Source organism: Pseudomonas uvaldensis, from assembly GCF_021271205.1.
Lineage (GTDB): Bacteria > Pseudomonadota > Gammaproteobacteria > Pseudomonadales > Pseudomonadaceae > Aquipseudomonas > Aquipseudomonas uvaldensis.
This window is the reverse complement of sequence record NZ_JAIWKS010000001.1, coordinates 29,002-40,817: the sequence shown is the minus strand read 5'-3', so window position 1 is coordinate 40,817 and position 11,816 is coordinate 29,002. Positions and strand designations below refer to the sequence as shown.

General features: G+C 61.9%; 7 protein-coding genes and 1 pseudogene. 4 read left to right on the top strand and 4 right to left on the bottom strand.

Annotated elements, in window-relative coordinates; all coding sequences use genetic code 11:
• Positions 1-19: 19 nt before the first annotated feature.
• Complete coding sequence (locus LCU97_RS00195; protein WP_232775267.1) at positions 20-949, bottom strand: alpha/beta fold hydrolase; 930 nt, start codon at positions 947-949, stop codon at positions 20-22.
• Positions 950-1,235: 286 nt separating this feature from the next.
• On the opposite strand from LCU97_RS00195, the gene LCU97_RS00190 reads away from it, so the two are divergent.
• Positions 1,236-2,474, top strand: a complete 1,239-nt coding sequence (locus LCU97_RS00190; RefSeq protein WP_232775266.1) for a M20/M25/M40 family metallo-hydrolase — start codon at positions 1,236-1,238, stop codon at positions 2,472-2,474.
• 274 nt (positions 2,475-2,748) lie between these two features.
• On the opposite strand, the pseudogene LCU97_RS26710 reads toward LCU97_RS00190, so the two are convergent.
• From LCU97_RS26710 to xthA, 3 genes and pseudogenes are all read right to left on the bottom strand, one after another.
• Positions 2,749-2,862: pseudogene (locus LCU97_RS26710) on the bottom strand (DUF6124 family protein); the annotation flags it as partial.
• A 67-nt stretch (positions 2,863-2,929) separates the two neighbouring features.
• Positions 2,930-4,264, bottom strand: a complete 1,335-nt coding sequence (locus LCU97_RS00185) for a substrate-binding domain-containing protein (RefSeq protein WP_232775265.1) — start codon at positions 4,262-4,264, stop codon at positions 2,930-2,932.
• A gap of 243 nt (positions 4,265-4,507) precedes the next feature.
• Positions 4,508-5,320, bottom strand: a complete 813-nt coding sequence (gene xthA / locus LCU97_RS00180; protein ID WP_053158347.1) for an exodeoxyribonuclease III — start codon at positions 5,318-5,320, stop codon at positions 4,508-4,510.
• A gap of 174 nt (positions 5,321-5,494) precedes the next feature.
• Between xthA and LCU97_RS00175 the strand changes: the two genes are divergently transcribed.
• From LCU97_RS00175 to LCU97_RS00165, 3 genes are all read left to right on the top strand, one after another.
• Positions 5,495-6,139, top strand: a complete 645-nt coding sequence (locus LCU97_RS00175) for a GNAT family N-acetyltransferase (protein ID WP_053158344.1) — start codon at positions 5,495-5,497, stop codon at positions 6,137-6,139.
• Positions 6,140-6,204: 65 nt separating this feature from the next.
• Positions 6,205-7,932, top strand: coding sequence for an autotransporter assembly complex protein TamA (locus tag LCU97_RS00170; RefSeq protein ID WP_232775264.1), 1,728 nt, complete (start codon positions 6,205-6,207; stop codon positions 7,930-7,932).
• Positions 7,929-11,615 carry a translocation/assembly module TamB domain-containing protein gene (locus LCU97_RS00165; RefSeq protein WP_232775263.1) on the top strand — a complete coding sequence of 1,229 codons (3,687 nt, stop codon included), beginning with the start codon at positions 7,929-7,931 and terminating at the stop codon, positions 11,613-11,615. Before LCU97_RS00170 ends, LCU97_RS00165 begins: the two co-directional genes overlap by 4 nt.
• Positions 11,616-11,816 lie beyond the last annotated feature (201 nt).

The following is an 11,816-nucleotide window of genomic DNA, read 5'->3' as shown; positions in this document are numbered from 1 at the left end:
AGTACTCCGTGCAGGATGGTCACTGTCCCAATCCCTTCAGGAACTCCCGATACAGCGCCGCGGTTTTTCCTGGTTTTTCAAGCGGCGGCAGATGCCCGACCCCCTCCCAGATTTCCACCCGCAGATCCGCGATGCCCTTACTCCACACCGGCACGCTGCTGACGTCGATCATTCGGTCCTGACGGCCCCAGAGCAGTAAGGATGGCGCACGGATATCGACCAGGCGTGGCTCCATCGGCGGGCTGCTGGTGAAGTCTTTGTAGATCTCCGCCAGTTCATCGCGGCGCTGTACATACTGTTGCGCCACCGCCGCCAATACCACCCCCGGCACCCAGGGCGGCGAGGCCATGGTCAACGCATAGAACGGTGCGAAATCACTGCGTGAATGCATAAGGGAAGGATTCCTGTCCGCGGCCACCAGGCGATCCATATCGCTGGGCTGGGGTGAGGTGACGCCGGCCGGATTGAGCAGTGCCAGGGTCAAGACGCGTTCGGGCGAAGTGGCCGCCAACCATGCGGCAAGATAGCCGCCCATGGAATTGCCGATCACATGGACCTTGTCCAGGCCGCAGGCGTCGAGCAACTCGATCACCCGTCGGGCCTGGGTCGGGATGTCGTAGCCGCCACCGGCCTTGAAACCGGTTTCGCCATGGCCGGCCAGGTCCGGGATCACCACCCGGTAATCATTGACAAAGGGGCGGGCCATGCGCAGCCAGAGGCCCTTGTCGGCACTGTAGCCATGCAGCATCAATATGCTGCTGGACGCTTCGTAGGGCCCGCCCTGCAGCGTCGATACCGTCATCTCGCTGATGGGCACCGTGATCTTGCGCAACCGGGAGAAACGCGTTTCCAGGGCCATGCTCAAGTCGAACAGCACTTGACCGATGCCGGGATAGGTCAGCCAGCTCCAGACGATAAATACGGCAAGGATCACCCACAACAACAGCATGTCTTCTCTCCATGAGTCACGACAGAATGTGATCGGCCAGCCTGAGCCGACGGGTCAGAAAGTGATAAGTGAAGCTGAACCCCGGCACCAAGTGCCGATGATCAACACGCGATAACTGCCCATGGAGCTCCTTCATGGTGATGTTTGCTTTGTCATGTATAGCCAATCTACGCAGTCAGGCAGGAATAAATACTATCGGCACCTTGGGAGCCTTCGGTCTGGAGCCTCGGCGCAGAGTCGGGTAGGGTGCCTGGGCACGCTTTCGATACGGAACAAGGATGAAATCATGACGATTACCTCGCTTCGCTCCCGTCTGGCCGTCAGTCTCGGCTTGAGCCTGGCCCTCGGCGCCTTCGCCCCCGTTGCCTTCGCGCAGCCTCATCAACCGGTATTGACTCAAGCTGAACAGTACAAGGGCGAGGCCCTGAAATTGCTCGAACGGCTGGTGAACATCGATTCCGGTTCCGGCTATGTACCGGGGTTGACTCAGGTCGGTGACATCGCCATCGATGAGCTGAAGAAGCTCGGCTTCAGCGTCGAAAAGGTGCCGAATTCGGATGGCACCCAGCATGTTCTGGCAACCCTCAAGGGCACAGGCAAGGCGAAGATTCTGCTGATGGCTCACATGGACACGGTGTTCAAGGAAGGCTCCGCCGCCGAGCGGCCTTTTCACATCAAGGACGGGCGCGCCTATGGGCCGGGGGTGATGGATGACAAGGGCGGCATCGTCGCCGGGATTTATGCGCTGAACGTGCTGAAGAATCTCGACTTCAAGAACTACGCGCAGATCACTTTCCTGCTTGATGCCAGCGAAGAGACCGGCTCGGACGCCGCCACCGACCTGATCAAGAAAACCGCCAAGGCCCACGACGTGACGCTGAACCTTGAACCGGGGCGCCCGGCAGATGGACTGGTGGTATGGCGCAAGGGCAGTGCAACGGCGCTGGTGGAGGTCAAGGGCAAGGCCTCCCACGCCGGCGTGGCGCCGGAACTGGGGCGAAATGCAGCGATGGAAGCGGCGCACCAGATTTTGCAATTGGGCAAGCTGGGCGATACGGAAAAGAAGACCACCATCAATTTCACGGTGCTCAACGCGGGTGATCGGACCAATGTCATTCCCGACAAGGCCAGCGCCAAAGCCGACGTTCGGGCAGCGGTGCCGGAAGAATTCGACCGTATCGAGAAAGACCTGGCCCGCGTCTCCCAGGACAAACTGATCGCCGACACCGAAGTCACTACCAGCCTCAAGCGCGGCCTGCCGCCGATGCCGCAAACGGCCGAGTCGGATCGCTTGATGGCAATGGCCCAGGGTATCTATGGCGAGCTTGGCCGCAAACTGACCGAAGAAGGCAGCGGCGGCGCGGCGGACGCCAGCCTGTCCGCCGGCGTCGGCACGCCGACGCTGGATGGCTTCGGCATCGTCGGCGGCAATATCCACACGCCAGAGGAATATGCCGAGGTGGAGAGCGTCGTGCCCAGGATCTATCTGCTGTCGCGGATGATCATGGAGTTGGCAGGGCGTTAGGTTGCGCCCGATGGCATGATCGGCCCTATACCCTGTGGGAGCGGGCTTGCTCGCGAAGGCGGACTGTCAGCCAAAGAGTCGGCTGACCCACCGCAATCGCGAGCAGGCTCGCTCCCACAAGGGATTGAGGGTGTACGCTCGATCGGCGAACAACTCAGTTCAAACTGTGGGAGCGAGCCTGCTCGCGATTGCGGTGGGTCAATTAAACAAGGGTTGATTGATACAAAACTTTCGCGAGCAAGCCCGCTCCCACAAGGGGTATGTGGCGCGTCGGCTAGCGTACTTCGACGTTATCCAGTGCCCGGTTCGCCAGCAAACCGCCCAGTTCGATCAGTTGCTGGATGCCCGGCGACACATGTCGCCTGGAGCCTTCCAGGCCGAACGCCAGGTGGGGCTGCTACGCAGCCCAGCGGGGATAAATCCCCTCGCCACAGGGGAGTGTCGTCCAATGGATTTCAGTACACCCAAACCTCCACCCGCCGATTCTTGATCCGTCCTTCATCCTCACTGTTGGCCGCCACGGGCATCAGGGCGCCGAAGCCGCGTACTTCCCGCAGCGTGACTCCGTATTTGACCAGCTCGCGCCGCACCGCCATGGCCCGCAATTTGGACAGCAGATCCGCCCGCGCCGGGTCGTCCTTGGCGTCGCCGAAACCTACCAGTGTCACGCGGCGGTCGGTCTTGCCGTGTTGCTTGATGTAGGCGAGCACACGGCCCAGGTCCTGATGGGCCTTGCTGTCCAGGTTTGCACTGCCTTCTTCGAAGCGGAAATTCACGCTCAGGCGCTGGGCATGGCGACTCAGGGACTGATAACCCTCCGGCATCAGCGCATTGGGCGTGACGGCCATGGCCTGGACCGTTTGCGAGATGAACCCGCTGGCGGCGACGATGGTTTGGCCCTTGTCGCTTTGGGCAAACGCCACCAACGCTTCGGCCCAAGGGTTGTCCGGTCGGGGCGGAAGATAAAAGAACAACCGGCGCGACAAGGGGTAGTCCTCGGTGGCAATCAGGCTGTTCAACGGCAACATGGGCTGGGAGTCGCCATCGACAATCGCCACAGGCTTGGCCTGGCGAACGTAGGGCAAACCAATGAAGCCGATGCCTTGCGGGTCCTGGCTGACGGCGTCGGACAACTGTTCGCTGGATTCGAAGCGCCGGGCTGCAGGATCCAGCCGTTTGCCCTGTCGGCTGAGTACCAATTCCTTGAAGGTATCGTAGGTGCCGGATTGTTCATCCCGGGCGTACAGATGAATCGGACCGCCAACGCCCCCCAGCGCTTCCCAGGTTTTCGCCTCGCCGCTGAATATTCGTGCGAGCTGCACGGTGTCGAGCTGACGCAACGGGTTCTGGGGATGAAGAATAATCGCTAGGCCATCGATGGCGATGACCTGCTCGGCGGCGGGACTTTTCAGATCACCGAGGGACGATAATTCCTTCAGCTCGTTGTCTTTGATCGGTCGGGATGAGGCGGCCAGGTCGGCGCCGGCCTGCTTGAGGGCGGTAAACCCGGTGCTGGAGCCGTGGGCCGCGATGTCGATTTCCACGCGCCGTCCATCGCTGGTCTGACCGATGACACGTTGCTCGTTGTCACGCCCGGTGATTTCAGTGCTGACCTTGAGCAAGCCCTGTTCTTCCAGCAGCCCTTTGACCAGGGCAGGGCCGAGCGCCGCACCGATGGTATTGGAGCCTTGCAGGCGCAGGGCCGGGCCCTGTTCGGGCAGGGGCAGCGTGCCGGCCCAGGCGGCGAGGGGCAGCCAGAGGCCTATGAATAAACCAACGCTCAGCCGCATGCGGCACCTTTGGAACCCAGGAAAGTGCGTGGAGATTAAGTCAGTCAGATGACTGATAGATGACAGGGGTGCTACCTGACACTGCTCCCGCAAAGGATTGAGGGTGCATGCCGCATCGGCGAACAACTCGGGAAACTGTGGGAGCGAGCCTGCTCGCGATGGCGGTGGGTCATTTAACCAAGGGCTGACTGACACACCGCTATCGCGAGCAGGCTCGCTCCCACAGAGAACTGTATGTACCGATCAGGCCAGTTCCAGCCAGATTGGCGCATGGTCCGATGGTTTTTCCATACCCCGCAGGTCATAGTCCACCCCCGCATCCTTGACCCGTGGCAACAGGCCATGGGAGGTAAGGATCAGGTCGATGCGCAGGCCGCGCTTGGGTTCGTCCTCGAAGCCGCGGCTGCGGTAGTCGAACCAGCTGAAACGGTCGGTGACGTGCGGGTTCAGGTGACGGAAGCTGTCCACCAGGCCCCAGTTCTTCAGGCGGGCCATCCATTCGCGTTCTTCCGGCAGGAAGCTGCATTTGCCGGTTTTCAGCCAGCGCTTCATGTTGTCCGGGCCGATGCCGATGTCACAGTCTTCCGGGGAAATGTTCACGTCGCCCATGACCACCACAGGCTGGTCGTTGCTGAAGCGGCTTTCCAGCAGTTGCTGCAAATCGCTGTAGAAACGTTCCTTGGCCGGGAATTTGGTCGGGTGATCGCGGCTTTCACCTTGTGGGAAATAGCCGTTCATGATGGTCACCGGCACGCCGTTGGTATCGGCGAAAGTGCCCCAGATAAAACGTCGCTGAGCGTCTTCGTCGTCACCTTCGAAGCCTTTGTACAAGCTCAACGGCGCCTGGCGGGAGAGCAGGGCGACACCGTAGTGACCTTTTTGTCCGTGGTAATGCACGTGGTAACCCAAGGCTTGCACTTCGTCCACCGGGAACTGTTCGTCGTGGACCTTGGTTTCCTGCAGGCCGATCACGTCCGGCTGATGCTTCTCGATCAGCGCCGCCAGCTGATGGGGGCGGGCGCGCAGCCCGTTGATGTTGAAGGAGACGATCTTCATGGTCGGCTTTCCTGGCAAAACAGCGATGCTAGCTGACATGTAGGGCGCGGGCCAGCGTGGCAGTAGGACAAATGCGCTGCTAATGTCCTGTGCATGTAGGAACGATCGTAACCCTATTGGGTTCGTACTCAATAAGAGCAGGGCCTCCCAAGCCCGCCCAGGAGATTTTCCGCCATGCCTGAAACCGCCATCGCCGATATCCATATGCTCGACAGCGGTTATTCCCGCGAAGCCCGTTCATTGTTGTACCAGGCATATCGTCATGAACCGACGTTCAGCTACCTGTTCGAGTCCGAGCGTCCCGGTTATGAACAACGGGTGCGGGCGACAGTGCGGGAATTGGTCAAACAGCATTTTCTCCAGGAGTTGCCCGCCATCGGGCTGTTGGTCAACGACCGGTTGATCGGTATCGCTCTGGTCGCTCCGCCTCAGCGACGGTTGGGAATCACCGAAAGCTGGGCCTGGCGCCTGCGCATGGTCCTGAGTACCGGGTTTCGTTGCACCCGGCGGTATCTGGAATACCACGCAGCGGTGACGGCCTGCCTGCCGTCGGATTCGGTGCATGTTTTGCCGCTGTTGGGTATTCACCCGCAGTTCCAGGGCCAGCATTTTGGCGAACAGTTGCTGACCGCCGTGCATAACTGGTGCGCGGTGGATGAACATTCCCAGGGCGTGGTGCTGGATACGGGCAACCCACGTTACCTCGAGTTCTACAAGCGCCAGGGCTACCAGGAAATTGGCGAGGTGGCGGTAGGGCCCATCCGCGAGCATGTGTTTTTCCACCCCAACCCGCAGGTGCTGCAAAGCGCAACGGCGTAGCCCGACGAACTTTTGGGAAATGTCCGGCTCTATCAAGCACCTACGCTCGTGATAGCATCCGCGCCATGAAACTCCCAGGAAGAATGACCAGCGGCGCGCTCATGCTGTCTCTCAGCTGCGTGGCCCTGGCACAAAGCGAATTGGATGTACGGGTCAAACCATCCAATGACGCACTCAAGGCCAACGTGGAAGGTTATATCGGTGGGCTGGGCGATCGTGACGAAGAGGCGTTGCTGCGCTTCAGCCGTGGCGCCGAGGAGCAGGCCCGCAAGGCCGCCCAGGCGCTGGGTTATTACCAGCCGCAGATCGACAGCGAGGTCAAGGGTGGCAAGGACCCGCGCCTGATCCTGACCATCGACCCCGGCGAACCCGTGCATCTGCGCAATGTCACCGTGCGCGTCGATGGCCCGGCGGCCTCCCTCAAGCGTTTTCGCGTACCGGCCGACGATGCCCTCAAGCCGGGTGCGGTGCTCAACCATGGTCACTACGAGGATGCCAAGCGGCTGATCCAGAACCAGGCTTCGCGCTATGGTTTCTTCAGCGGACGTTTCACCCGTCAGAAACTGTCGGTGGACCCACAGGCCGGTGTCGCCGACATCGAGTTGGTCTACGACAGCGGCCCGCGTTACAGCCTGGGTCCGGTGAGTTTTGAAGGCGACACGCCGTTCGACGAAGACCTGTTGCGGCGCATGGTGCCGTTCAAGGCCGGCACCGCCTACGATTCCGAACTGATTGCCGAATTGAACCAGGCCCTGCAATCGAGTGGCTATTTCGAAGGCGTTCGGGTGGATGCCGCGCCCACCGCAGCCATCGACAACGTGATCCCGGTGGCGGTCAAGCTCGACACCCGCAAGCCGCGCACCATGGGCTTGGGCCTGGGGTTTTCCACGGACGTCGGCCCGCGGGCCAAGGCCAACTGGACGCGCCACTGGGTCAACCCACAGGGGCACAGCTACGGTTGGGAAGCCGAAGTCTCCGCGCCCCGGCAGAACGTCGGATTGTGGTATGACGTGCCGCTGGATCCGCCGCTGACCGACAAGTTGCGTTATGCCGGCGGCTATCAATACGAAGAACTGGCGGGCACCGACACCCTCAGTAAACTGCTGACCGTTGGCCCGGAATGGCACAGCAAGTTGCCCAGCGGCTGGCAGCGGGTGGTGTCGCTCAAATGGCAGCGCGAGGAGTATCGCCTCGGCGACGATGAAGGCCTCAGTACGCTGCTGATGCCCGGGGTCAGTTATTCCTTCCTGCGCAGCGACAACCGCATCGATCCGCACAACGGTTATCGCTTGCAGTTCGAGACCAGAGTCGCGAAGGAAGGGCTGGGCTCGGACAACAACCTTTTATATGGCACTGCCATGGTCAAAGGCCTGACCACCGTATTCGACAAGCACCGTTTCCTGGCCCGGGCCCAAGTCGGCGGCAGCGCCACCAACGGCTACAAATCCATTCCGCCGTCCCTGCGCTTTTTTGCCGGTGGCGACCAGAGTGTGCGCGGCTACGACTACCAGAGCCTGTCGCCGGAAAACTCCGAGGGTGATCGCATCGGTGGGCGTTACATGGTGGCGGGCAGTCTGGAGTATCAGTATTCCATTGCCGAGAAATGGCGGGTGGCGACCTTCGTCGACCAGGGCAACGCCTTTAACAACCTTGAATTGCCCAGCCTCAAGACGGGCGTCGGCGTCGGCGTGCGTTGGGTGTCGCCAGTAGGCCCGATCCGCCTCGACCTGGCCCATGCCATGGACGACGAGGGCGGCATTCGATTGCACTTTTCCATGGGGCCCGAGCTGTGAGTCGTGGTTTGAAGAGAACGCTGCTGACGCTCGCCGGGTTGCTGGTGGTGATCGTGCTGGCGTTGAGTGCGGTGCTGGGTACCGCGTTCGGCAGTCGTTGGGCCCTGGGCCTGGTGCCAGGGCTGACCGTAGAGAATTTCCAGGGTCGCCTGGGGGGGCAGTGGAGCGCCGATCATCTGCTGTGGCAGCAGGACAGCAGCCGGTTGGAGGCCGATGGGGTGATCTTCGGTTGGTCGCCCGCCTGCCTGCTGCGCATGACCCTGTGCATCGAACAGCTCAAGGCCGACACGGTCAGCCTGCAATTGCCACCCTCCACCGATGCGCCGAGCGATGGCCCGGTGACGTTGCCGGACCTGGACGTGCCGTTTGCCATTGAGCTGGGCGACGTCCAGGTCGGTCGTCTGCTGTTCAACGGCAGTGAGCAGCTCAAGGGGCTGCAACTGGCCGCCCACTGGACCGCCCAGGGCTTGCAGATCGATTCGGTGCAATTGCAGCGTGACGAACTGAGCCTGAAGCTGTCCGGCCTGCTCAAGCCGGGCGGCGACTGGCCGTTGAAGGCCCAAGGCCGACTGACGCTGCCCGCGCCGGGCGCCACGCCCTGGGCATTGGACCTGAACATCGACGGCGATTTGCTCAAGACCCTCAACCTCAGCGCCGACAGCAGCGGTTACCTGCAAGGTCGGTTGGTCGGCGAGTTGCAACCTCTGGCCGACAACCTGCCGGCCAAGGTGCGCATCACTGCCGATGGCTTCCGGGCCAGCGCTGATCTGCCGGACACCCTGTTGCTCAACCAGCTGGAACTGACCGGCGAAGGTGATCTGAAAAACGGTTATCAACTGCTCGGCAATGCAACGCTACCCGCCGAGAAAGGCCCGGTGGCGCTGCGACTGCAAGGCACCGTCGATGCCCGCGGAGCGAAGATCGCCGCCCTGGACCTGGAGGCCGGCGAACAGCAAAGCCTGACACTCACCGGTCAACTGGACTGGCGTGAAGGCCTGAGCGCCGACGCGAAAGTCGCCTGGCTGGACTTCCCCTGGCATCGACTCTATCCGCTGATCGACGAACCACAGGTGACGCTGCGCAGTTTCAATGGCGAAGTCTCCTACACGGATGGCCAGTACCTGGGCAATTTCCAGGCGGCGCTGGATGGGCCCGCCGGTGCCTTCAGTCTGGGCAGTCCCTTCAGTGGCGACCTGACGCAAATCCATCTACCCGAACTCAAACTCGCCGCCGGACAGGGCAAGGCCGAAGGGCACCTGGACTTGCAGTTTGCCGAGGGCATCGCATGGGACACGGCGTTGGAACTGTCGGCTATCGACCCGGCGTACTGGCTTGGCGAGTTGCCCGGCACCCTGGCCGGGCCGTTGCGCAGCAAAGGCGCGATGAACAACGGCAATCTCAGCCTCGATGCAGACCTGGACCTCAAGGGCAAATTGCGCGGCCAAGCGGCGATATTCCAAGCCAAGGCCAGCGGCGGGGGCGAGCAGTGGAACCTCAGTGCGCTGGATATCCGCCTGGGTGACAACCGCATCAACGGCAGTGGCAGCCTGCAACAGACACTTGTTGGCAAGATCGACATCAAACTATCGCGCCTGGCCCAGCTCTGGCCCCACCTGCGCGGCGAGGTCGTGGGGCGTGTCGATATGGCGGGGACCCTCAAGGCGCCTCAAGGCAAGCTTGGTTTGCAAGGCACGCAACTGGCCTTTCAGGACAACCGCCTGCAAAGCCTGAGCCTGGACGCGACCCTGGACAGTGCGCAACGGGGCAAGATCGACCTCAAGGCCAGCGGCATCCGGGCTGGCGAGACATCCCTGGGCGCGCTGACGATCAGCGGCCAGGGCGACATTAAGCAACAGAAACTCGATCTGGACCTGCAAGGGCCGCAGCTCGACACGACCCTGGCGTTCAGCGGCGCGCTCGACCAGGGCAACTGGCGTGGGCGTCTGCTCAGCGGCGACATTCAGGCCGGCGGCCAGGCCTGGCGCCTGCAAGCCCCGGCGAAGCTGGAGCGCCTGGCCGACGGCACCCTCAACTTCGGCGCCCATTGCTGGCGGTCCGGGCAGGCCAGCCTGTGTGGCGAAGACCAGCGCCTGATGCCGGAACCGAAGTTGCGCTATCACCTCAAGCAATTCCCCATCGAAAGTCTGGCCCAATGGATGCCCAAGGACTTTGCCTGGCAGGGCCAGCTCAACGCGGACCTGCAGTTGGACTTGCCTGCCAGTGGCCCGAACGGCCGTATTCAAGTCGACGCCGGTGGCGGCACGCTGCGAATCCGTGACAAGGACCGCGACAACGGACAGTGGCTCGATTTTCCCTACCAGACTTTGAGCCTGAACAGTCGCCTGACCCCCAAGCGTATCGACACCGAGCTGAATTTCGCCGGTGCCCGACTCGGCGAGTTGGCGCTCCAGGCGCAGATCAACCCGTTGCCCGCCAACAAGCCCCTCAGCGGCTCGTTCCGCCTGACCGGCCTGGACCTGTCGGTGGCCCGACCGTTCGTGCCAATGGTCGAAACGCTCACCGGGCACCTGAACGGCAGCGGCACGCTGTCGGGCGGTTTGCTGGCGCCCCAGGTGAACGGCAACCTGGTGCTCAGCGAGGGTGAAGTGTCCGGTACGGAACTGCCGGTCAGCCTTGAGGCCTTGCAGGTCCGGGCCATGATTGCCGGTAACACGGTGCGCCTGGACGGCCATTGGAAAAGTGGCAAGAACGGCCGGGGCAGCCTCAGCGGTGATATCGGCTGGGGAGAGGCCTTGAGCATGAACCTGGCCCTCAAGGGCTCGCAATTGCCGGTCACCGTCGAACCCTATGCGCAGCTGGAGATGGCACCGGACCTCGACATTACTCTGCAAGGGGAGCGGTTTTCCGTAGCGGGCAAGGTGCTGGTGCCCAAGGGCGAAATCACCATTCGTGAATTGCCGCCGTCCACCGTCAAGGTGTCGGATGACACGGTGATCGTCGGCCACCAGACCGAAGAGGGCAAAGCGCCGATTGCCATGACGATGGACATCGACGTGGTCGTGGGCCAGGAAAAACTCGCGTTCTCCGGGTTCGGGCTGACGGCCAATGTGCAGGGCCAGGTGCACATCGGCGACAACATGGACACCCGGGGCGAACTCTGGCTCAACGACGGCCGTTACCGGGCCTACGGGCAACGGCTGACGGTGCGCCGGGCGCGGCTGTTGTTCGCCGGCCCCATCGACCAGCCTTACCTGGACATCGAGGCGATCCGCCAGACCGACGACGTCATCGCCGGTATTCGCTTGAGTGGCAGTGCCGAACAGCCGACCACGCAAATCTTCTCCGAGCCGGCCATGAGCCAGGAACAGGCCCTGTCGTATCTTGTGCTGGGCCGTCCGCTGAGCACCACCGGCGAGGACAACAACATGCTCGCCCAGGCGGCGCTGGGCCTGGGCTTGATGGGCAGCTCGGGGGTGACCACCAGCCTTGCCAGTAACCTGGGCATCGAGGACTTCCAGCTCGACACCCAGGGCAGTGGCAACGAGACCAGTGTGGTCGCCAGCGGCAATCTGTCGGAAAAACTCAGCCTGCGCTACGGCGTCGGTGTGTTCGAACCGGCCAATACCATTGCCTTGCGCTACAAACTCAGCAAGAAGGTCTACCTCGAAGCCGCCAGCGGCGTCGCCAGTTCGCTGGATATCTTCTACAAGCGCGATTTCTAACCCTTCCCCCAATCATTGTGGGAGCGGGCTTGCTCGCGAATGCTGTGTGTCATTCAACAGATAAGTTGACTGATCCAACGCCTTCGCGAGCAAGCCCGCTCCCACATTTTTATCCGCGTTCGTCCGCTTATGTGTAGTTGACTAACTATTTGTTTGACATTCGCTGCCTAAGCAGTAATATCTCGACATACATTCCCTGCC

Excerpts from the sequence above, each read along its gene's own strand:
- LCU97_RS00195 (WP_232775267.1), bottom strand. The coding sequence starts at position 949 with ATGCTGTTGTTGTGGGTGATCCTTGCCGTATTTATCGTCTGGAGCTGG.
- LCU97_RS00190 (WP_232775266.1), top strand. The coding sequence starts at position 1,236 with ATGACGATTACCTCGCTTCGCTCCCGTCTGGCCGTCAGTCTCGGCTTG.
- LCU97_RS00185 (WP_232775265.1), bottom strand. The coding sequence starts at position 4,264 with ATGCGGCTGAGCGTTGGTTTATTCATAGGCCTCTGGCTGCCCCTCGCC.
- xthA (WP_053158347.1), bottom strand. The coding sequence starts at position 5,320 with ATGAAGATCGTCTCCTTCAACATCAACGGGCTGCGCGCCCGCCCCCAT.
- LCU97_RS00175 (WP_053158344.1), top strand. The coding sequence starts at position 5,495 with ATGCCTGAAACCGCCATCGCCGATATCCATATGCTCGACAGCGGTTAT.
- LCU97_RS00170 (WP_232775264.1), top strand. The coding sequence starts at position 6,205 with ATGAAACTCCCAGGAAGAATGACCAGCGGCGCGCTCATGCTGTCTCTC.